This is a genomic window from Rhodococcus sp. DT1 (assembly GCF_049844875.1).
Taxonomy (GTDB): domain Bacteria; phylum Actinomycetota; class Actinomycetes; order Mycobacteriales; family Mycobacteriaceae; genus Rhodococcus.
In genome coordinates this window covers 39,303-60,394 of the sequence record NZ_JBNCLW010000002.1, presented here as the reverse complement: position 1 = coordinate 60,394, position 21,092 = coordinate 39,303, and the positions used below count along the sequence as shown (strand labels likewise).

The 21,092-nt window shown below is 66.1% G+C and carries 22 protein-coding genes; 5 read left to right on the top strand and 17 right to left on the bottom strand.

Annotation, left to right across the window (positions count from 1 at the left end):
- Window positions 1-19: 19 nt before the first annotated feature.
- Genes ACLQ3J_RS04610 through ACLQ3J_RS04585 form a run of 6 tightly spaced genes read right to left on the bottom strand, consistent with a single transcriptional unit; the run spans window position 20 to window position 6,723 of the window.
- Entirely contained in the window at window positions 20-946 is a 927-nt protein-coding gene (locus tag ACLQ3J_RS04610) for an NAD(P)-dependent oxidoreductase (RefSeq protein WP_422425079.1), read from the bottom strand.
- Window positions 943-1,416 (bottom strand): carboxymuconolactone decarboxylase family protein, encoded by a 474-nt coding sequence (locus ACLQ3J_RS04605; protein ID WP_425902325.1) that lies wholly within the window; start codon window positions 1,414-1,416, stop codon window positions 943-945. Before ACLQ3J_RS04605 ends, ACLQ3J_RS04610 begins: the two co-directional genes overlap by 4 nt.
- Before the next feature lie 26 nt (window positions 1,417-1,442).
- Window positions 1,443-2,876 carry an aldehyde dehydrogenase family protein gene (locus tag ACLQ3J_RS04600; protein WP_378529008.1) on the bottom strand — a complete coding sequence of 478 codons (1,434 nt, stop codon included), beginning with the start codon at window positions 2,874-2,876 and terminating at the stop codon, window positions 1,443-1,445.
- 53 nt (window positions 2,877-2,929) lie between these two features.
- A complete protein-coding gene (locus ACLQ3J_RS04595; RefSeq protein ID WP_378529009.1) occupies window positions 2,930-4,018 on the bottom strand; it encodes an aldo/keto reductase in 1,089 nt (362 codons plus the stop codon).
- Window positions 4,011-5,420, bottom strand: a complete 1,410-nt coding sequence (locus tag ACLQ3J_RS04590) for an acyl-CoA reductase (RefSeq protein WP_422425076.1) — start codon at window positions 5,418-5,420, stop codon at window positions 4,011-4,013. Before ACLQ3J_RS04590 ends, ACLQ3J_RS04595 begins: the two co-directional genes overlap by 8 nt.
- A gap of 7 nt (window positions 5,421-5,427) precedes the next feature.
- Window positions 5,428-6,723 carry a hypothetical protein gene (locus tag ACLQ3J_RS04585; protein WP_425902322.1) on the bottom strand — a complete coding sequence of 432 codons (1,296 nt, stop codon included), beginning with the start codon at window positions 6,721-6,723 and terminating at the stop codon, window positions 5,428-5,430.
- An 89-nt stretch (window positions 6,724-6,812) separates the two neighbouring features.
- Here ACLQ3J_RS04585 and ACLQ3J_RS04580 point away from each other — a divergent pair, with 89 nt between their 5' ends.
- Window positions 6,813-7,472 carry a TetR/AcrR family transcriptional regulator gene (locus ACLQ3J_RS04580; RefSeq protein WP_169622033.1) on the top strand — a complete coding sequence of 220 codons (660 nt, stop codon included), beginning with the start codon at window positions 6,813-6,815 and terminating at the stop codon, window positions 7,470-7,472.
- Window positions 7,473-7,505: 33 nt separating this feature from the next.
- Here the strand turns inward: ACLQ3J_RS04580 and ACLQ3J_RS04575 are convergent, their stop codons facing one another.
- From ACLQ3J_RS04575 to ACLQ3J_RS04565, 3 genes are read right to left on the bottom strand one after another with little or no spacing between them, the layout of a single operon-like run.
- On the bottom strand, window positions 7,506-8,363 hold the full coding sequence (locus ACLQ3J_RS04575) for a TIGR03619 family F420-dependent LLM class oxidoreductase (RefSeq protein ID WP_425902321.1): 858 nt from the start codon (window positions 8,361-8,363) through the stop codon (window positions 7,506-7,508).
- Window positions 8,360-9,190 (bottom strand): SDR family oxidoreductase, encoded by an 831-nt coding sequence (locus ACLQ3J_RS04570; protein ID WP_425902320.1) that lies wholly within the window; start codon window positions 9,188-9,190, stop codon window positions 8,360-8,362. The genes ACLQ3J_RS04575 and ACLQ3J_RS04570 overlap by 4 nt, the downstream gene beginning before the upstream one ends.
- 40 nt (window positions 9,191-9,230) lie before the next feature.
- Entirely contained in the window at window positions 9,231-9,674 is a 444-nt protein-coding gene (locus ACLQ3J_RS04565) for a VOC family protein (protein ID WP_425902319.1), read from the bottom strand.
- Window positions 9,675-9,775: 101 nt separating this feature from the next.
- On the opposite strand from ACLQ3J_RS04565, the gene ACLQ3J_RS04560 reads away from it, so the two are divergent.
- The 4 genes from ACLQ3J_RS04560 to ACLQ3J_RS04545 are packed head-to-tail and all read left to right on the top strand — an operon-like array spanning window position 9,776 to window position 13,852.
- On the top strand, window positions 9,776-11,077 hold the full coding sequence (locus ACLQ3J_RS04560; RefSeq protein WP_169622029.1) for an acyl-CoA dehydrogenase family protein: 1,302 nt from the start codon (window positions 9,776-9,778) through the stop codon (window positions 11,075-11,077).
- Entirely contained in the window at window positions 11,074-12,096 is a 1,023-nt protein-coding gene (locus ACLQ3J_RS04555; RefSeq protein ID WP_425902318.1) for a phosphotransferase family protein, read from the top strand. Before ACLQ3J_RS04560 ends, ACLQ3J_RS04555 begins: the two co-directional genes overlap by 4 nt.
- Complete coding sequence (locus ACLQ3J_RS04550) at window positions 12,093-12,878, top strand: enoyl-CoA hydratase-related protein (protein ID WP_169622027.1); 786 nt, start codon at window positions 12,093-12,095, stop codon at window positions 12,876-12,878. The genes ACLQ3J_RS04555 and ACLQ3J_RS04550 overlap by 4 nt, the downstream gene beginning before the upstream one ends.
- Before the next feature lie 5 nt (window positions 12,879-12,883).
- On the top strand, window positions 12,884-13,852 hold the full coding sequence (locus ACLQ3J_RS04545; protein WP_425902736.1) for an NADPH:quinone oxidoreductase family protein: 969 nt from the start codon (window positions 12,884-12,886) through the stop codon (window positions 13,850-13,852).
- A gap of 70 nt (window positions 13,853-13,922) precedes the next feature.
- Here the strand turns inward: ACLQ3J_RS04545 and ACLQ3J_RS04540 are convergent, their stop codons facing one another.
- The 8 genes from ACLQ3J_RS04540 to ACLQ3J_RS04505 all read right to left on the bottom strand — a co-directional run bounded on the left by ACLQ3J_RS04540 (window position 13,923) and on the right by ACLQ3J_RS04505 (window position 20,884).
- A complete protein-coding gene (locus ACLQ3J_RS04540; RefSeq protein WP_378529017.1) occupies window positions 13,923-14,384 on the bottom strand; it encodes a hypothetical protein in 462 nt (153 codons plus the stop codon).
- Window positions 14,385-14,425: 41 nt separating this feature from the next.
- Window positions 14,426-15,028, bottom strand: a complete 603-nt coding sequence (locus ACLQ3J_RS04535) for a TetR/AcrR family transcriptional regulator (protein WP_378529018.1) — start codon at window positions 15,026-15,028, stop codon at window positions 14,426-14,428.
- 108 nt (window positions 15,029-15,136) lie between these two features.
- Window positions 15,137-16,285, bottom strand: coding sequence for a thiolase family protein (locus ACLQ3J_RS04530; RefSeq protein ID WP_296550744.1), 1,149 nt, complete (start codon window positions 16,283-16,285; stop codon window positions 15,137-15,139).
- Entirely contained in the window at window positions 16,278-17,144 is an 867-nt protein-coding gene (locus ACLQ3J_RS04525) for an enoyl-CoA hydratase/isomerase family protein (protein WP_425902316.1), read from the bottom strand. The genes ACLQ3J_RS04530 and ACLQ3J_RS04525 overlap by 8 nt, the downstream gene beginning before the upstream one ends.
- Window positions 17,141-18,397 carry a CaiB/BaiF CoA transferase family protein gene (locus tag ACLQ3J_RS04520; protein ID WP_296550702.1) on the bottom strand — a complete coding sequence of 419 codons (1,257 nt, stop codon included), beginning with the start codon at window positions 18,395-18,397 and terminating at the stop codon, window positions 17,141-17,143. The genes ACLQ3J_RS04525 and ACLQ3J_RS04520 overlap by 4 nt, the downstream gene beginning before the upstream one ends.
- On the bottom strand, window positions 18,397-19,164 hold the full coding sequence (locus ACLQ3J_RS04515) for an SDR family NAD(P)-dependent oxidoreductase (protein WP_296550701.1): 768 nt from the start codon (window positions 19,162-19,164) through the stop codon (window positions 18,397-18,399). Before ACLQ3J_RS04515 ends, ACLQ3J_RS04520 begins: the two co-directional genes overlap by 1 nt.
- Window positions 19,164-20,330: an acyl-CoA dehydrogenase family protein gene (locus tag ACLQ3J_RS04510; RefSeq protein ID WP_169622184.1), complete on the bottom strand. Its 1,167-nt coding sequence runs from the start codon at window positions 20,328-20,330 to the stop codon at window positions 19,164-19,166. Before ACLQ3J_RS04510 ends, ACLQ3J_RS04515 begins: the two co-directional genes overlap by 1 nt.
- 242 nt (window positions 20,331-20,572) lie before the next feature.
- Window positions 20,573-20,884, bottom strand: a complete 312-nt coding sequence (locus tag ACLQ3J_RS04505) for a hypothetical protein (RefSeq protein ID WP_422424168.1) — start codon at window positions 20,882-20,884, stop codon at window positions 20,573-20,575.
- Between the last annotated feature and the right edge of the window lie 208 nt (window positions 20,885-21,092).

The window sequence follows — 21,092 nt, the reverse complement described above, 5'->3', positions numbered from 1 at the left end:
ACTCCGTCTCCGTGGCGCGCTAGTTCTGCTCGGCCGCGGCGTCTCCCAGCGAAACGCCGTGTGCCTGTTCGAGGTAGCGCACCACCGCGGTCTGGTCTGCCCCCGGTTCGAGGGCGTCGACCGCGGCATTCCAGACTCGGCCGATGGCCTCTCCCAGCACCGGCTCGATCCCCTGGTCGTGCGCCAGGTCGAGCGCGATGCCGATGTCCTTGCGCATCAACGCGGCGGCGAATCCGGAATCGAAGGTCCGCGACAGCACGAACTTCTCGTACTTCGTCTCGGTGGCCTGATTGCGGCCGCTCCCCGCGTTGAGCACCGCGAGAAGGGTTTCCGGCGCGATGCCGAACTTCCTGCCCACGAGCAAGGCTTCGGCCGCGACGAGGACATTGTTCGCGGCCAGCAGGTTGTTGAGCGCCTTGGCCGCGTGTCCCGAACCGACCGCACCGACGTGGATGATCTCCTGTCCGGTCTCCTGCAACAACGGGCGGACCCTGTCGACAACAGCGGTGTCACCACCGACCATCACGGCGAGGGCCGCCTGTTCGGCCTTCGCCACCCCGCCGCTGACCGGCGCGTCGACGACCGAAATCCCCTTCTCTCCGGCGATCCGGGCGAGGCGTTGTGTGCGCGTGGGCACGCTCGAGCCCATATCGATCAGCACGGCGCCCGGACGGAGATGCGCGAGCAGGCCGTCCTCACCCAGCACCACGGCGTCCACGATGTCGCTGGTCGGCAGGACCAGGATCACGGCATCACAGTCGGAGAAGTCGGCGAATCCCGCGGCACCGCTGACTCCGGAATGCTCGTCGACGAAACGCTGCTGAGAGTCGATGTCGGCATCGCGTACCACCAGTGGCCGGACGCTGCGCGCGAAGTTGCGCGCGATCGGGCGGCCCATAGCACCGAGACCGACGTGCCCCAGGCGGCGTACCGACGTCGCACTCATACTGTCGCCTCCTCGGCGGAGGAGGTGCCGGACTCCGCTGCGTCGAGCGGTCCCAGTTGTTCCACGAGTGTCGCCTGGACGACCCGCATCGCGGCGAGTCCCGCCGGCGCGCCGACGTACGCGGTGGCGTGGAGTACCGCCTCGGATATCTCCCTGCGGGTCAGCCCGTTCCGGAGTCCCGCGCGCACATGGGTCGCAAGTTCGGTGTGCTGCCCGAGCGCGATGAGCAGTGACACCGTGACGAGGGACCGGTCGCGCCGTCCCAAGCCGTCGCGAGTCCACACACCGCCCCAGACGAACTCGCTGACGTAGCCCTGGAGGGCTTCCCCGTCCGTGCCCGCGTTGCGGGTCAGCGCCGCATCGACATACTCGTCGCCCAGCACATCCCTGCGTTCGGTGAGTCCGGCGTTGTAGACCGTCTCGTGTGCTGCGGCGACGCCGCTCCGCACGGTGGTGCCCTCTGGAGACATCGGTGATCCCTTCGTGGCCGGCGGCTTCAGAGCCGGGCCGAATCGAGTTTGACTGTGACGCATTTGACCTGGCCGTAGTGGTGGAGCGCTTCCACACCCTTTTCGCGGCCGTACCCGCTGTGCTTCCAGCCTCCGAACGGTGTCTGCACCGACCCGGTCGACCAGGTGTTGACGAAGACCTGGCCGGTGCGCAGGCGCCCGCTGACGGTGAGGGCACGCGAAATGTCCCTCGTCCATACGCCCGCGACCAACCCGTAGTCGGAGTCGTCGGCGATCGCGATCGCCTCGTCCGCCGTGTCGAACGGGATGACCACGACCACCGGACCGAAGATCTCCTCCCGGGCGATGCGCATCGCGTTGTCTACTCCGCTGTACACGGTGGGGTCGATGTAGAAGCCGCCGGATTCGGCGGCGAATGCCGACACCGTGCCGCCGGTTTCTACACGCGCACCTTCCGATTCGGCGATCTTGAAGTATTCCTGCACCTTCTCGAACTGGTCTCGAGTGATGAGGGGGCCCATGTCGTGGCCGACGCGGATGCGGGACACCGCGTCCACCAGTCGGGTCACCACCTCGTCGTGCACGTCGCGCTGCACGAGAAGGCGGGTTCCGGCCGAGCACACCTGCCCCGTATTCGCGGTGAAACCCTGCACCGCTCCCGCCACCGCCGCATCGATGTCGGCGTCGGCGAACACGATGTTCGCGGATTTGCCGCCCAGTTCGAGGGTGGCCGGGATGACCCGGTCGGCCGCGATACCGGCGATCACGCGTCCGGTGGGCACCGAACCGGTGAAGGCAACCTTGGCGACATCCGGATGATGGACGAGCGCCGCCCCGGCTTCGGCCCCCGTACCGAGCACCACGGTGAAGGCGCCCTCGGGGAAGCCCACTTCGGTGGCCAACTGCGCGAGCCGCACGCTGGAGGCGGAAGTGTTCTCGGAAGGCTTGACAACCACCGTGTTTCCCGCCGCCAGGGCGGGAGCGCACGCGCGTGCGGACTGGTTGAGCGGAAGGTTCCACGGGGTGATCACGCCGATCACACCGAACGGCTCACGAATGGTGAACACGTGCTGGTCGGGCGCCACATCCAGGGTTTCGCCCGCAGGCATGCCGACGAGCCCGCCGTAGAACTCGAAATAAGTCGCGGAATTCTCCACCTCCGCGAGCGCGACCTTCTCCGGCTTTCCGGTTTCACTGATCTCGAGTGCCGCGAGGACCGATGCGTCGGCCCGCATCGCACGGGCGAGATCGACGAGAAGCCGCCCCCGAGAGAGCGCGGGAATGGCCAGCCATCGGGCGGTCGCCTTCACCGCGGCCCGCACGGCTGCGTCCACGTCGGCGGCATCACCTCGCGCGACCTGCCGTACGGTCCGGCCGGTCGCGGGATCGGTGACCGCGAGGTACTCACCGCCGGCGGGTGGTACTGCCGCGCCGCCGATCCAATGGTCGAGCGTCTCCATGATGTTGCCTTCCGGGAGTTGTCGAAGAACGCAGTCGTCTTCGAGTGCCGCGGCTATCGCGCCGCCGATGCTGTCTGCTGTCCGCCCGGGCGGGTACCGCTGTGCCGCCGTCGCGCAGAGCCCTCCGAATCTTGCCTCGTTGCACCCAACGGCGGCAAGGCATCCGGGGCGAGCAACGCACGGCGCTCATGGAGGAAGTCGTGCGGGTAGCCCAACGTTATCCGTGACGCATCGTCGAGTTGCGCGAGGTGCGCGTCGTTCAGCACCACCGAGGCGGCACCGAGATTGTCCCGCAGTTGCGCAACGGTCCGGGCTCCGATCGAGACCATCGGTCCCCGGTGCCTCACCCATGCGAGCGCCACCTGCGCCGGCGAGTGCCCGAGTTCCTGTCCGATCGAGCGCGTCACCTCGAGCACGCGTCGCACACGGCCCGACAGCCGAGCCAGGCTCTCGTCGGTGTGCTCGCGTGCCAGGGCGCCGCGGGCGAGGGGACTCCAGGCACTCACCGCGAGCCCGAGTTCGTCCGCCATGGGCAGCAATTCCCGCTCCGGCGTCCGCGCGACGAGCGAGTACTCGATCTGCATCGCGCAGAACGACGTCCATCCTCTGAGTTCCGCGATCGCGTCCGACCGGGAGACAACCCATGCCGGTGTGTTGGAAATGCCGAGGGCCAGCACTTTTCCCGAACGCACCAGATCGTCGAGTGCGCGGAGAGTTTCCTCCGCCGGTGTGCAGCGGTCCCATGCGTGCACCCACAGCATGTCTACGTAGTCGGTGCCCAGCCTCCTCAAGCTCGTCTCGACACTGCGCCGCAGACTCTTGCGGTTGCTCCCGCCGGAGTTCGCGTCGTGCGGGTCGGTCGGCAGTGTGTACTTGGTGCTCACGACCACGGCATCGCGCTCGGGGGCGATCAACCGGCCGAGGATCTCTTCGCTCGCACCGTTGGTGTAATTGTTGGCGGTGTCGACGAAATTTCCGCCGGCTGCCCGATATTCGTCGTAGACCTCGCGACTGGTCGCCTCATCGGCACCGAATCCCCATTCCGTTCCGAAGGTCATGGTCCCCAGGCACCACTCGCTCACACGGATACCCGAGGATCCGAGAACCCGTTGCGCCATCCCGCTCGACCGCTGTTCAGGCATCGTCGTCCACCACCCAGTTGACGAAACGGTGCAGCGGATACATGCCGTCGTGGGGTCCACCCATGCTGCCCTTCAGGGCGCTGCCCAGTCGCACGATGCGCTGGACCCCGGCAGTGGCGAGGAGGTCGCGGATCTCGGCCTTCCGTGACGCGGGGTAGACGCCGACGGTCTGCGTCGCGACTGTGGCGTAGGACGCGGCCTCGCGCATCGCCGCGACCGGGATGACGTTGACCGTCTTGTCGGTCGGGTGGAAGTCCACCATCTCCGGGGAGCGCACCACGAGACCACTACCGTCGAACGTCCCCCATACCCGGTATTCGGGTTCGAGGAATCGCATGCCCTCGACCGCGTCCCGGATTTCGGCGCCGGGCTTCGGCCCGAATGCTTCCGCGAAATCGCGGTCCACGCCCAGTCGCTCGTGCAGCAGCGCACAGAACCGGTCCACCTGCTCGTCGTCGCCTTCGACACAGATGTGGCGGGCCGCGAGACACGCATCCTGGTTGAAGATCGTGGCGTCGAGGGCGGCAAGTTCGGCCACCTCACGCAGTGTCTCCTCCGACTCGAACGCCTCACGTCCGACGATCGACATGGAAACCTTGGGGTCGAACGAGATCAGCTGGAACCCCGGACCCACATACTTCGCGGCGTTCTCGATGGCAGAGCCACCGCCCCACGCGACGAGTTTGTCGAAGTACTGCGAGCGGTAGAGCACGTTTTCGACGGCCTCGTCACCGCCTCGCCAGTACACCGCGGACATCGAACGGAGCACGGGATGATCGGGAGCGATATCAGCCATCGTGCGCAGCACGGCCACGGTGGTGAACGGATCGGCAGACGGCATCTTGAAGAGGTTGATGCCTTTCGTCAGGGCCGCGTCGGCGATCGTGGTCATCGCGGCGCTCGGAGAGTTGCCGGCCATCATGTGGACCAGTCGCGGAGGGAACGCACGAACCCGGCTCACGCTGCCGTTCGGGTCGGTGCGTTCGGTCCAGCCGTCGAGAACGTCGAGACTCCCGAAGGTCCGTTCGAGCCGGTATTCGAGTGCCGCTCTGGTGAGGAACTGTCCCGGGCGAGCGAAGGTGTTCTCGATGATCCGGCGGGGCAATGCGCTGACCTGAACCGTCATCTCGAGTGATTCCTGGAGGTACTCGTTCTTCTCCAGAGTCAGGTACTGCGCGGTTTCGACCAGGAAGTCGATGATCTCCGAGACCGGAACGTCGAAAGCGGGTCCGACCTCCGAGCGTGGGGCGAACAGGCCGTTGTACTCGAGACGTGGGGTCACGAACGGCACACCGAAGTCGCGGGAAAGGTATTCGCTCTCCTCCCCCCAGACGAGTTCACCGCGGACGAAGTGCGGCACCCGGATCGTGGACGCGGGCGGCGCGGAAGCAGTTGTGGTCATGGTCGTCTCACTGTTCGATGAAGCCGCGGACGTACGCATCCATGGTTCCGGCGCACGTGATCTTGTCGTCGTTGCCCAGGTCCGAATATCGCGCGATATCGGGAAGAATCGTCTCGCCGGCGTGCCCGCACGGGCACACCCCCTGTTCGACGACGATGCGGTCGCCGGAGATCGTTCCGCCCCAACGTCCGTCGACGGTCAGGTCGAAGAAAGCTGCACGGCCTTCGGCTCTTCCGTCCACGACGTCCGCGAGTTTTTCGCCGTCCTTGTCGAGTACGAACAGCACGAGTCCGTCGGGAACGTGGTAGCGCCCACCGAGGCACCGTGGCATGCGGAGGTTGAGTTCCTGCATGGAGTAGTAGTGGAAGAACCGCTCGGGCGCGATATTGAGCATTCCGAAGATCTGCTCCTGGTAATCCGCGGGCAGGGTGCTGCCCTTGAGTCCGCCGCCGACCGTCAGTGCGTTGGCGCCCGAAATGCTGCCTTCGCGGGCACCCTTCTCCCGGAGGATTTCCACCAGGCGGAACAGCTGTGTGAACTGGGCGTTGAAGAAGATCTCCTCGGTGGGCCGCGCAAGGATGTGGTCCGCCCAGTGGTGCAGGCGCCGTTCCTGTTCTGCCGCACGCCCGTGCGCCTCCGCCTCGAACGCAGCGATGTCGTCCGGGGTGGCGGTGCCGTCGGCCATGGCTCGTCGCATGGCTTGCAGCCGGGCCATATAGCGGTGGTGACCGACCGGCGGAGTGCCTTCGAACAACGGGATGCCGTCGGGACGGCGGTAGTTGTCGATGATCAGGTCGCGCATGGCGACGTGTGCGCTCTGCCCGGTATCGGGTCCGACGGGGATGACGTGCCAGCGGCGTTCCGGCGGCATTCCGAGTTCGGTGAGCCCGTCGATCATGTTCTGCATGTTGGCTTCGCGGTCGCGGACCGACTTGTTGAGGAAGGAACCTTTGCCGCTCGTCCCGCTCGAGCTGGACACGAGGTGGCCGGCCGCCTCGAGTGCCTCGATCCACTCGTCGACGTCGGAGACGCCCGTGACGTCGACCTCGGTCACGCGGTGCGTCGACAGCGAGTCGATCCAGCGGTTCATGCTCGACCAGCGGCCCTTGGCGATGAGCGATTCCGGGTAGCTCTTGTAGGTCGTGTGCGGGAACAGCAACGGAACCATGTCCTCGCGGGACGTGATGGCGGTGATGCCTTCTGCCTCGGCGCGCTGATGCAGCACAGGGACCTGATGGCGTCGCTCCTGAAACTTCGCGTCGATCGCTTCGATCACATCGTTCTTGTCTTGCGTAAGTGACATTTCCCCTCCGGCGGTATGCGATTCCGGTAACCATACCCACGAGTCAAGTTTTCTGTCTATGCCCGGATCGCTTTGGCACACTGGCGGATATGACGAGTTCCACGGCCCCCGGCGAAGGCACGAAGCGAAACAAGGGCGGACGCCCCACAGCCGAACAGGCCTCGGATCTCGATCGCCGTATCCGGGAAAGCGCCCTCGAGCTGTTTCTGGAACACGGCTACGAAGGCACGTCCATGAACGGCATCGCGGCCGCAGCCGGCACGACGAAACCCTCGCTGTATGCGCGTTTCCCCACCAAGGAGGCGGTGTTCCGATCGGTCATGGGATGGGCGGTGCAGCGCACCGACTGGCCCTTCCCCGAACCGCCGGCGCCCCCACTCGACGACCTCGAGGCCGCGCTGACCGAGATCGCCACGACCGCGCTCCGGCGGGCGCTCGATCCGTCGATGGTTCGTCTCGAACAGGTCGCGATCGCGCACGCTTCCAGCTATCCCGAGATCGCACGCCGGACGTACGGACGCGGCGCGTGGCCCCGGACGAAACTCGTCGCCGACCTGCTGCGGCACCATGCCGGGAAAGGCGCCGTCGACGCGGACGATCCGGAGATGCTCGCCGAGTTGTTTCTCGGTATGGCAACGAGCGCACCCGCCCGTCTCGCGTCGTTCGGCATCATCCGCACGCCGGCCGATATCGAATCACACACGCGCGCAGCGGTGACACTGTTTCTCCGGGGACTGCGACCGGCGTGACAACCGGCCGGCGACATGCGAGACGGGCGCCCGTCAGAAGGCGCCTGCGGCGATCTGGTCGAGGACGGGAAGCAGCACCTCGTCACCGGCGCTCGGAATGTCGACGACGACACGGTCGACCGGCATCTGCCGGAATCGCTCGAGCACGTCGGCGAGGTCGGGGCGGATCGCCTGCAGGACGGTCACGCGGATGTCGCCGGGGTCGCGGCCGACCCGCTCCCACTCCTCGCGGAGTTGTTTCAGATCACCCTCCAGCGTGTCGACCACGTGGTGCCCCATCGGGATCCAGCCGTCCGCCCATGCGGCGACCCTGCGAAAGCCCACCGCGCCCGGGCGCACACCGAGCAGCAACGGAGGATGCGGGCGTTGCAGGGGTTTCGGCCCGACTCTGCTGGGAGAAAGCCGAACATGTTTACCGTCGTACGCCGCTTCCTCGTCGGTCCACACACTCTTCATCAGAGCGATCTTCTCTTCGACCACCGCGTACTTGTCCCGAGCATCGAACCCGTGGTCCTCGAACTCGTCGTTGTTCCAGCCGAATCCGACACCGAGAACCAGCCGGCCGCCCGACATGACGTCGAGCGTGGCCACGGCCTTGGCATACGAGATCGGGTCGTGCCCGCCGGGAAGCGCCGTGCACGTTCCGACGACGAGATTCGTCGACGCCGCGACGAAGGACAATCCCACGAGCGGATCCCACAGACCGAAGTAATGGTCGGGCACCGGCCCGCCACCCGGAAACGGTGTGTTCCGCGCTGTCGGTATGTGGGAATGTTCAGGAACGAACAGGGATTCGAATCCTCGCTCCTCCGCAGCACGCGCGAGGCCCACGAGGGGCATCGATGTGTCGGTGCCACCGTAGTGGAGGCCGACCCCCATGGTGGGGCTCATGCGTCCGCTCGTCGTCGCGCACTCGCGGCACACACACCGCCGTCGACGAGCACGTCGGTGCCGTTGACGAATCCCGCATCGTCGGACAGCAGGAACGCGACGACAGCGGCGAGTTCGTCGGCGTCGCCGGTCCTGCCGAGCGGTGTCATATTCACCATCGCGCCGATTCGTTCGTTGTGCTCCGCCTCCTGCCGGCCCTGTGGCGTGTCGATCATGCCGGGCGAGACCGAGCATGCCCGCGCTCCGACGGCGCCGAGCCGAACCGCTTCGTCGCGCGCGAACTGCTGCACGCCGTATTTCGCCCACGCGTACGCGACGCCGGTGTGCTCCACCGCCTCACCCACCGATTCGCGCACACGATCGAGGAAGTCCTCGGCGAGCGGGTCCGACAGCACCGCCGTGATCTCCGGAGAGGCGTGGATCTGCCCGATGGTCGGCGCCATCGAGGCGAAGTACACCGAGGCGGTACCGGCGGTCGCCAACGGACGCAACGCTTCCGCGAGCAGAGCCGTGCCGACGAGATCGACGGAGAAGATCCGGCGCCAATCGGCCATGGTCGGCGAGATACCGGCCGCATGCGCAACCGACCGGAGGGTACCGAGTTCGGAGACACGACGAGCGAGTCGCGCGAGGCCGTCGGCGTCGGTGACGTCGAGCACGAACGGTTCGACCCGGGTCCGTTCGGTCGACAACCCCTCGGCCGCGGCGGTCACCGTCGCCTCGTCCAGATCGATGAGCAGCAGCGTGTCGACCGTGCCGACCATCCGCGCCGCGCACGCGTATCCCATTCCCCGGCCGGCCCCGGTCGCAATCCCGACTGTTGTCACAGTTTTCGCCCCCTGGTAAGTGCGGTGTCGTGTCCGGCGTTCAGTGTTGCGGTGCCCAGCATCCCGACAACCCGGGTTCGGCTGCGCGGGTGACGAGTTCGACGAGCAGCCCCGTCCGGCTGCGCGCGAACGCGAAGAACAGTCCACCTCCGGGCGCGTCCCGCGTGGCCTCCACGGAGTAACCCTGCCGTTCGAGTTCGGCACAGTCCGCATCGACGTCGTCGGACCAGTACCCGAGGTGGTGCACCCCGGAGGTCGCCTGCCACATGGTTCCGGGGACGCTCGCAACGACTTCGATCCGTGGCGTCGTGACGGAATAGGAGCATTCGAGCGTCACCACGGCGTCGCCGGTCGGGAGTTTCACAGGTACAAGACCGCCCACTTGCGGCCCCCAGCTGTAACCGAGCAGCTCCGACAGCTCGTCACGTGCCGCCCCCGGGTCGTCCGCGACGATCCCGAAATGGAACAGATCCTCTGCCTTCACTGCCGCCTCCGAACGTAGGGGTTTCGCAACCACCCGAACCCGTGTAAGAATCGTATTCTGAGTTGCGAGAAAGATATTCTCACAGTTGGAGAGGAGGCACAATGGCGTGGGACTTCGAAACCGATCCCGAGTACCAGGAAAAGCTGGACTGGGCTGACGCGTTTGTGCGAAACGAGGTAGAGCCGCTCGACCTGGTGTGGGAGCACCAGCAGTTCGTGCCGCTCGACGGACTCCGCCGCAAGGCCATCGATCCCCTCAAGGAGCAGGTCCGGCAGCAGGGACTGTGGGCGACGCATCTCGGCCCCGAACTCGGCGGCCAGGGCTACGGCCAGCTCAAACTCGCGCTGCTCAACGAGATCCTCGGGCGGTCGTCGTGGGCACCGATCGTGTTCGGCTGCCAGGCTCCGGACACCGGTAACGCCGAGATCATCGCGCACTACGGAACCCCCGAGCAGAAGGCGCGCTACCTGCAGCCGCTGCTCGACGGGGAGATCTTCTCCTCGTACTCGATGACCGAGCCCCAGGGCGGCGCCGACCCCGCGCAGTTCCGGACCCGCGCCGTCAGGGACGGCGACGACTGGGTCATCAACGGGTGGAAGTACTTCTCCTCCAACGCGCGGACTGCGGCGTTCCTCATCGTGATGGTCGTGACGGACCCCGACGTCCCGGTGCACAAGGGAACATCCATGTTCCTCGTCCCCACCGACACACCCGGGGTCGAGATCGTTCGCAACGTCGGACTGTACGGCGAACCGATGAACGACGGCACCCACGCACTCATCCATTACAACGATGTGCGCGTGCCCCACGAGGCGCTCCTGGGCGCGGAGGGTCAGGCCTTCGCGGCGGCCCAGACACGCCTCGGCGGTGGCAGGATCCATCACGCGATGCGGACGATCGGCCTCGCACAGAAGGCCGTCGACATGATGTGCGAGCGCGTCCTGAGCCGGGAGACCGCCGGTAGCCGCCTTGCGGACAAGCAGACCGTGCAGGGCTACATCGCCGACTCGTACGCGCAGCTCGCCCAGTTCCGGCTGTTCGTGTTGAACACGGCATGGAAGATCGACAAGTACAACGACTACAAGAAGGTCCGCAAGGACATCGCCACCGCGAAGATCGTGATGCCGACCGTGCTGCACGACATCGCCTGGCGCGCAATGCAGGTGCACGGTGCTCTCGGTGTCACCAACGAGATGCCGTTCTTCAGGATGATCCACGGCGCCGCCGTGATGGGACTCGCCGACGGACCGACCGAGGTGCACAAGACCACGGTCGCCAAGCAGGTCCTCCGCGATTACGAGCCCACCGACGACATGTGGCCGTCGGAGTGGATTCCGAAGAAGCAGGAAGCAGCCCGGGCGAAACTCGCCGACTACCTCGAACTCGAAGTGGGAAACCAGTGATCGATACCTCGCGACTCGCCGAATGGATGGACGAGCAGGGCCTGCCCGGCAAGGGTGCGCCGCTCGAAGCCGAGTACCTGTCCGGCGGTACCCAGAACGAAATCTACAAGCTCACCCGAGATGACTTCACCAGCGTGATCCGCATCCCGCCGGCTGCGGCACCCGCCGACCGCGACAAGGGAATCATGCGGGAGTGGCGCATCATCCAGGGCCTCGACGGCACCGATGTCCCGCACACCGAAGCCGTCGCGGCGTGCGAGGACAAGTCCGTCCTGGGCCGGTCGTTCTACCTCATGGGATACGTCGACGGATGGTCGCCGATGGATCACCGGGAGGCGTGGCCGGCACCCTTCGACACCGATCTCGACGCGCGCGCGGGCCTGGCCTATCAGCTCGCCGAGGGCATCGCGTTGCTCTCGAAGGTCGACTGGAAGGCTCAGGGCCTGCAGGACCTCGGCCGCCCCGAGGGTTTCCACGACCGTCAGGTCGACCGCTGGACCGCGTTCTTCGAACGGATCAAGGGACGTGAGATCGAAGGTCTCGACGTCGCTACCAAGTGGCTGCAGAACCATCGCCCGCTCGACTACATCCCGGGTCTGATGCACGGCGACTACCAGTTCGCGAACGTGATGTTCCAGCACGGGGGGCCCGCGAAACTCGCCGCCCTCGTGGACTGGGAGATGGGCACGGTCGGCGATCCCAAGCTCGACCTCGCCTGGATGGTCATGAACTGGCCCGAGGACATGAACTCGCCGAGCGCCGCCGAGGCTACCTACGTCGACCTCCGGGGAATGCCGAACCGGTCCGACCTGGTCCAGCACTACTCGGAGATCTCCGGCCGCCAGGTCGACGACCTCGACTACTACCTCGTGCTGGCCAAGTGGAAGCTCGCGATCGTCCTGGAGCAGGGTTTCCAGCGTGCAGGTGACGACGTGAAACTGCAGTCGTACGGGCCGGTGATCGTCGACCTGATGAAGTCGGCCGCCGACCTCGCCGAATCCACGGAGTACAAGGGATGACCGCAGCAGCAGTCGAGGGACTGATTCGTGAGCAGCACGGCCCGATCCTCGTGCTGCGCATCGACCGCCCCGATGCCCGCAATGCACTGACCGGCGCGGTGATTCGCGGCCTCGGTGCCGCGGTCGCGGACGCCGAGCGCGATCCGGAGATCCGTGCCGTCGTGCTCACCGCTACCGGGGACCGCGCGTTCTGCGCCGGGATGGATCTGCGGGCGTTCGCGAGCGGCGAGGACATCGGCCTCGGGTCCGATGAGGCTGCTGCCGCCTATGCGCGGCTCTGCCAGGGAAAGCTCGGGATACCGGTGATCGGTGCCGCCAACGGCAGCGCGGTGGGCGGAGGGCTCGAACTTCTCCTCGGGGCCGACATCATCGTCGCCTCGTCTGCGGCGAAGTTCGGTCTGCCCGAGGTCAAGAGGGGTCTCTTCCCGGCCGGCGGAGGAACTTCCATCGGGACGCGTATTCCGATCGGCGCCGCACTCGAGATCGCCCTGACCGGCGATCCGATCACCGCGCAACGCGGGTACGAACTCGGGTTGATCAACGCCGTGGTCGAACCCGACGAGGTGCTGAACACCGCTCTGGACTACGCGCGCCGCATCGCTGCGAACGCACCTCTCGGACTCGCCGCGGTCAAGGAACTCGTACGGTCCTCGCTGACCGATCCCGAGTATGCGTCGGAACGGCTCGGATACTGGCAGTCCCTGGTGTTCGCCAGCGACGATGCCAAGGAGGGCGCTGCGGCGTTCATGGAGAAGCGAGCGCCGGCCTGGCAGGGGCGATGAGCACCGTGCGTGCGGCGGTCTGTGCGGAGTACGGGCCACCGGAGATCGTCGAGATCCGGGATCTCCCGTCGCAACCACTCGCACCCGGGCAGGTCCGGGTGCGGGTGGGTGCGGCGGCGGTGAATTTTCCCGACGTGTTACTGGTCGCGAACAAGTACCAGATCAGCGTGCCGCCCCCGTTCGTTCCGGGTAGCGAGTACGCCGGCGTGGTCACCGAGATCGCGGGCGACACCGGGGAGTTCATCGTCGGAGACCGGGTCACGGGCACCAGCCTGGTCGGAGCCTTCACCGAAGAAGTGGTGGCGCCGGCGGCATCGCTGAAGGCGATTCCCGACGGGATCGACGACCGCACGGCTGCGTCCTTCGGCGTAGCCCATCGCACCGCGTACCACACGCTCCGGTCGGTTGCCCGGCTCCAGCCGGGCGAGCGACTGGTCGTGCTCGGCGCCGGAGGCGGTGTCGGTCTCGCCGCGGTCCAGCTGGGTGTCGCGCTGGGTGCGTCCGTGACTGCTGTCGCGTCGTCGCAAGACAAACTCGCGGTCGCCGAGAAGTACGGGGCCGAGCACCTGATCGACCACCGGGCGGGCGATCTGCGTGGCGCCCTGAAGCAGATGCTGCCGGAGGGAGCAGATGTCGTAGTGGATCCGGTCGGCGGCGACCTCTCGGTACCGGCACTCCGGTCCCTCGGACGCGGCGGCCGATTCGTCACGGTGGGCTATGCGTCGGGCACGATACCGGAGGTTCCGCTGAATCTCGTTCTGGTGAAGGGCCTTCACATCATGGGATTCCAGTTCCAGGACCTCGATCCCGATGAATACCGGCGTAACGAGGCAGAACTGGTCGACCTGCTGATATCCGGCCGGGCGGTACCCCACATCGGAGCGCACTACCCGCTCGACGAGGCTTCCCGCGCCCTGCGTCACGTGGCGGACGGTCTCGCGATCGGAAAGGTCGTGGTGGATATCGCGCGGTGACCCTGCGCGAAAGGTCCCCACACGACGACACGGCCCGAATCCCAGGGAGGTTCGGGCCGTGTCGTGTTCGTCAACGAATGCTGGTGAGGGTACCTGTCGCCGGCATCGATCCAATTCCGTCGGTACGGAAGGACTCGGTGAACCCGACGTCGACGGGTGCGTTCGTCGCAGCCTGGAGTGCGTGCGCCTTGAAAACTCGTGCCGCTCTGCTCAACCGGTGCTGAGTGGAACCGAACCGGGAGTCGAGCTCGGAAGGAACGTCTTTGCCCCACATCGTGATCGTGGTGGGGTGCTTCGCCAAGGTCTCGAGCAGGCCCTGACGGATCCGTGCGTCGGCTTCGTAGAGGTCTGTCGCCACCGCGACGGTGTCGGGCATCGGGCCGTGCGGGGAACACTCCAGTGCCGATTCGAGGTCGACCGTGGTGGCACCGAGGATCTCGAGGGGCCGGATATCGGCATTTCCGGGCACCAGGACGACGACCTCCCAACCCGCGGCCACCTGGTCGTACAGCCAGCCGCCGGTGTATCGCACTGCGTCGGCGACACGAGGCGCGACGACCGCGAGTCGCCTCCTCAGAATGTGCTTGCGTGCATGAGCTGTTGCTCGAGAGACCGTGTGTAGTCCTCGAAGATCTCGGTCAGAGGGAGCGAACGATCGAGTAGCCATGAGGTTTCCATTCCGTTGAGGAAAGCGACAATCTCCACCGCTTTGACGGCTGGGTCCAGATCCGTTCGGTATCGTCCGGCGCGCTGTCCGCGCCGGATCCCGGCCTCGACCGTGTCGAGTGCCGCTCGATATCGACCGAGTAGGCGATCGTGCAGTGGCGCGTCCGGTTCGAGGTTCTCCACGAGGAGCACCGCGTACATCCCCACCAGATCGGGAGAGTCCCGGAAGCGACCGGGGATCTTCATGATCTGTTCGATGAGATCTCCCGAGCGGTCCACACGAGCAAGGTCGTCGGCATCCCGTGCGTCGAGCACGGCATGCAACAACTCGGTCTTCGAATCGAAGTGATGCAACAGACCCGCCGGGCTCAACCCTGCGGCCCGGGCGATCTGAGCGACACTCGTGCTCCGCCACCCGTTCCTCGCCAGTAACCGTTGGGCGACGCCGAGAATTTGCGCCCTCCGATCCTCACCCCTGGCGAGGAGCGTGTCGTACGCACGGTGTTGCACCCTTGCTTCGCCTCCTCGTCGACCAAACCTACCGAACACACATTAGGTCGGTTTGGTCCCATGTGACAAGGGTCTCATCGAGTTTATTTTGCAACTCACGTCACAGCGTCAGTGATCCATCAGCTCGACGATCGTGGCGTTCGCGGTCCCACCGCCTTCGCACATCGTCTGGAGTCCGTACCGGAGTCCCTGGTCACGCATGTGATGAATCATCCTCGTCATCAGCACCGCACCCGATCCGCCGAGCGGATGACCCAAGGCGATGGCACCTCCGAGTGGATTGACCCGCGCGATGTCGGCTCCGGTCTCGGCAAGCCAGGCCAGCGGCACCGACGCGAACGCTTCGTTGACCTCGAAAACACCCACATCCCCGAGCGCGACACCGGCTTTGCCGAGCACCTTCTCGGTCGCCGGGATCGGGCCGGTGAGCATGAGAACCGGATCCGCTCCGGCGACCGCACCGGCGCGGTATCGCACCAGCGGCGTCAGTCCCAGCTCGCGCGCCTTGTCAGGGGTCGTCACCAGGAGGGCGGCCGCGCCGTCCGAGATCTGCGACGAGTTGCCGGCGTGGATGACTCCGTCCTCGGCGAAAGCAGGCTTCAGCCCGGCAAGCTTGTCCACCGTGCTTCCGCGACGGACGCCTTCGTCCGCGGAGACCGATCCGTTGTCGGTGGCGACCGGCACGATCTGCCCGTCGAACGCTCCGCGATCCTGCGCCGCAGCGGCACGCTCGTGCGAGAGCACCGCGTACTCGTCCAGGTCGGTCCGCGAAAGACCCCACTTCTGCGCGATCTTCTCCGCCGAAATCCCCTGGTTGAACGCGAAGCCGTCATAGCGGGCCAGCGCCTGGGGACCGTAGGGCATACCGGTGCCGCGCGCAGCACCGAGCGGCACCCGGCTCATCACCTCGACCCCGCCGGCGACGACCACATCCTGCTGACCCGACATCACGGCTTGGGCCGCAAAATCCAGTGCCTGCTGGCTCGAGCCGCAGGCGCGGTTGACGGTGGTGCCCGGGATGGATTCGGGCCATCCGGCGGCGAGCACCGAGTAGCGCCCGACATTGCTGGACTGGTCGCCCACCTGCGACACGCAACCCCACACCACGTCGTCGATCACGGTGGGATCGATACCCGTTCGCTCCGCAAGAGCCCGAAGGATGTGCGCCGACAGATCTACCGGGTGCACCCCCGCCAGCCCTCCGTTGCGTTTACCGACCGGGGTACGGATCGCCTCGACGATGACAACTTCACGCATCTTCTTCTCTTCCATTCGTATCCGGTTGTTGCCTCACGCCTGACGCACCGGACGCAGACTTTCCGGCGGCGGCGCCACCGATCGCCCAGCGACCGGTGAACCTCGCGTCCCGTTTCTCCGCGAAGGCGGCGAAAGCTTCGGGTGCATCCGCGGTGGCGAAATTGACCGCCTGTGCGCGGGCCTCCCCGGCAAGCGATTCGCGGAGGGTGCGATCGGCCCCCTCGTTCAGCAGCGCCTTGGTCTGCGCGAGCGCCACCGGCGGACCCGCGCCGAGACGGCCGGCGAGGTCATCGACGAACGCGTCGATCGTGTCTTCGGGCTCGACCCAGGTCACCAGGTTCAGCCGATGGGCGTGTTCCGCGTCGATCGTCTCGGCGAGCAGAGCCAGCCTCTTGGCCTGTTGCAGGCCGACCAGCTTGGGCAACAGCCACGATCCGCCGAGGTCCAACGACAGCCCGCGTCGCGAGAAGATCTGCGAGAACGTGGATCTCGGAGTCGCGACAACGAAGTCACACCCCAGCGCCAGATTCCATCCGGCTCCGACCGCCACACCGTCGATCTTTGCGATGGTCGGCACCGGAAGCTCGTGCAGAAGCAATGCGATGTCGGTGAGGACACGCATCTTGCGCAAAGGGTGCGCCCGACCGGGATTGGACAGGTCGGCTCCGGAACAGAACGCGCCGCCGGCGCCGGTCACCACAAGCACCCGCACCTCGGGGTCCTGACCGGCCTCGTCCAGGGCATTGCGCAGCGCATCCCACAAACCGCTGTCGAGTGCGTTCTTGCGGGCGGGCCGATTCAGTGTCAGCGTCCGCACACCACCGCGATCGTCGACGAGCAGTGACTCCCCGGCCGTCACCGGTTCTGCCTCGCAGCCGATTCCGGGAACCGGTACGCGGGGCCGATTGCACCCTCCGCACGAAGTTTCTCGATCTGATCCGACCTGAATCCGGCGTCGGCGAGCACCCGTGCGGTGTGTTCACCGAGGCCCGGAACAGCGCCCATCGGCGGGTCGAAGCCCGTGATCACCGGCGGTGGCAAGAGCGCGTCGATCGGACCGTTCGGCGAATCCACTTCGCGCCACCTGTCACGCGCCGTCAATTGGGGATGCACGAGTACTTCACTCGGCAGGTTGTATCGCGCGTTGCCGATCCCGGCCTCGTCCGCGACCTTCTGCACGTGGTCGAGCGGGTACTGTGCGCACCACTGCGAGATCGCCTCGTCGAGAACCGCCCTGTTCTCACATCGTCCGGTATTGGTGCGGAAACGCTCGTCGTCGGCGAGATCGTCACGTCCGATGATCTCGCGTGCGAGTCGCTGCCACTCACGGTCGTTGGTCGTACCGAGCACCACGGTCTGGTCGTCGGCCGTCCGGTACGCACCGTAGGGCGAGACCGCCGGTGAACTCATCCCGCGCGGTTGCTGATCCACACCCGAGTACCGCGTGTAGGTGAGCGGATATCCCATGATCTCGGTCATGGTGTCGAACAGACTCACGGACACCGAGGTCAGCGCCCCGGCACGTCCACGATGCCGTTCCCTTCCGCACAGCAACGCGAGAATCGACACGGCCGCATACAGACCCGTGCTGATGTCGGCGACGGGAGGACCCGGTTTCGCGGGCATATCGGGGAAACCGGTCACCGCGCACGCGCCCGACTCCGCCTGCACGAGCAGGTCGTACGCGCGCTTGTGGGACAGCGGTCCGCCCTGGCCGTAACCGTCGATCTCTACAGCGATCAGATCGGGGTAGCGCTCCGCCAGCATTTCCCGCGAGATGCCCAGTCGCGCAGTGGCTCCCGGAGCGAGATTCGACACGAGTACGTCGGCACCGGCCAGCAGCGTGTGCAAGGTTGCGATTCCGGCGTCCGACTTCAGGTCGATCGTGACGGATTCCTTGCCCCGGTTCGCCCACACGAAGTGCGCGGCCATACCGTTGACGACGTCGTCGTAGTCGCGGGCGAAATCACCGCCCCGAGGATTTTCGATCTTGATGACCCGCGCCCCGAAGTCGGCGAGCGTGCGAGTACACATCGGCGCCGAGACGGCCTGCTCGAGCGTCACGACCGTGACCCCCGACAGCGGGCCCTCCGGGCTCGTCGGGTCGGACATCACATCACCATGCCACCGTCTACCGGCAGCACCTGGCCGGTGACGAACGACGCGGCGTCCGTGGCGAGGAACACGAAGGCACCAGCGACCTCCGAGGGCTCGGCCCAGCGTCGCAGGGGAATTCGGTTCAGCATGGTCGCGGCGAACTTCTCGTTCGTGCGAATCGTCTCCGTCATCGGTGTCGCAGCGAGCGGGGCGAGCGCGTTGACGAGAATGTTCTTCCGCGCGAGCTCCCGTGCCAGCGACTTGGTCATTCCGATGATGCCGGCCTTCGCGGCCGAATAGTTCACCTGGCCGAGAGTGCCCGTGATTCCGGCGGACGAGGTGACGTTGATGATGCGTCCGGTGCCGTCCGTGGCCAGGAAAGGAAGCGCTGCCTGCGAACAGGTGAAGGCGCCGAGCACATGGATGTCGTGGATGCGCTGGAAGGATTCGGTGCTCGTCTCCGCGAACATCGCGGGATCGGTGACACCGGCGTTGTTGACCAGAATGTGCAGCACGCCTTCGGTGAAGCCGGCGGCCCGCGCAGCCGCAGAGTCGGCGGCGGCCCGGTCGCGAACATCCAGTGCGGCACTGTCTGCCTTGCCGCCGTTCTGCGAAATCCGCTCGGCCACAAGCGCAGCCGCATCACCGTCCACGTCGGTGACGAGAACTGCCGCACCGGCCGCGGCGAGGGCCTCCGCCACCGCGGACCCGATGCCACCTGCCGCGCCGGTGACCAGCGCCGACCGTCCGGTGAGGTCGAAAAGGTTGTTCTTCTCCGCCATCAGTAACTCCTCGGCAATCCCAAAACGTGTGAGCCCAGGAAGTTCAGGATCATTTCCTGGCTGATCGGTGCAATGCGCATGACGCGTGCCTCGCGGAAGTAGCGCGAGACGTTGTATTCCTCCGAATACCCCATGCCGCCGTGCGTCTGCAGAGCGCGGTCCGCAGCGGTGAATCCCGCGTCGGCACAGAGGTATTTCGCTGTGTTGGCTTCCCTGCCACACGGCTTTCCGTTGTCGTAGAGCCATGTTGCCTTGCGGAGCACCAGTTCTGCGGCGTCGAGCTGTGCCAGCGAATCCGCGAGGGGGAACTGGATGCCCTGGTTCATTCCGATGGGCCGGCCGAACACTTCGCGTTCGTTGCCGTACTTGACGGCTTTGTCGAGTGCCACCCGCCCGATACCGAGGGCTTCGGCCGCGATGAGCATCCGTTCGGGGTTGAGACCGTCGAGAAGGTAGCGGAAGCCCTGGCCCTCTTCGCCGACGCGATCCTCGACCGGAATGTGCAGGTCGTCGATGAACAATTCGTTCGACGTGACGGCGTTGCGTCCCATCTTCCGGATGGGCCGGATGTCGACCTTGCTGCGATCGAGGTCTGTCATGAACAGGGTCATGCCGTCGGTCTTCTTCTCGACCTCGTCGTAACGCTGGGTGCGAGTGAGCAGCAGGATCTTCTCCGACTCGGCCGCCTTCGAGATCCACACCTTGCGCCCGTTGACGACGTAGTGGTCGCCGACGCGCTTGGCGAAGGTGGTGATCCGCGACGTATCGAGACCCGCACCCGGTTCGGTGACGCCGAAGCAGACGTGCAGGTCACCGTTCACGATGCGGGGCAGCGTCCGCGCCTTGAGTTCGTCGGACCCGTGCTTGACCACGGGTTGCATACCGAAGATGTTCAGGTGGATGGCGCTTGCGGCGTTCATACCGCCTCCCGAACGCGCCACCTCCTCGAGCAGCAGGGTCGCCTCGGTGATGCCGTAACCGTGCCCGCCATATTCTTCGGGCATCGTGATGCCCAGCCAGCCGCCGTCGGCCATCGTCTTGTAGAACTCGGACGGGAACTCGTGTGCGAGATCCTTTTCCATCCAGTACTGGTCGTCGAATTTCTTCGTCAGTTCGGCGACCGAGGAACGGATCAGTTCCTGGTCCTCGGTGAGGTCGAAACTCATGCCTCCCATGACTGTCCCCTCACGTCCGAGCCGTACGGCCGGGCGAGCGCGCGGGCACGACGGTAGTGCCGCGCAGTCTCCCGACAGCTTCGGAATTGTTCGGATTCACCGATCTTGCGGTGACTGCGTACCTGGACGCTCACTTCGTGCCCTTCTGCGATTCGTGCACCGGCTGTGCACCGTTCCCGGGAATGTGCTCGACGGTTTTCGAGCACCACTTCGAACGCACCGACCCGGATCGGTCAGTCGGATGCCGGCAATGCCTGTGCCGACTTCACGGCCATGGGAACCCCGGCGTAACTGAGTTCGCCTGCGCCCGGGGAAGTGCAGAGCACCTCGACCGTGTCGCCGGCGTCGACGTACCGCTTGCCGAGCAGTGTCCCGGTGCCGCTCGCCGGTTCCGACGGGCGGCCGGGAGCTGCCGGGATCATGGCTTCTCCGCCACAGGCGAACTCCTGCACGCCTTCCGAGGGAACCCGGACGACGACGATCCTCGTCGAGCAGGTGGTGCTGGCGAGCTGCTGACCGGGGCGGAGCGGTGAAGGTGTGGTCACGGCGTACCTCTCTGTCGATCGCTCGGACACCGAGCGTGGGTTCTGCGAGTGCGCGAACATCCGGAAAGCCCGGGCCTGGGTGCCGCATTCCACGGCACCCCCGAGCACGAGCGGCACAGAGCGGCGGTTCGAGCAGCTCAATACAAGGAAACTATCTTCTCCTATCCGGAGAATCAACCTGTTCTCCCGGCAAACACCCCTAAGCGGA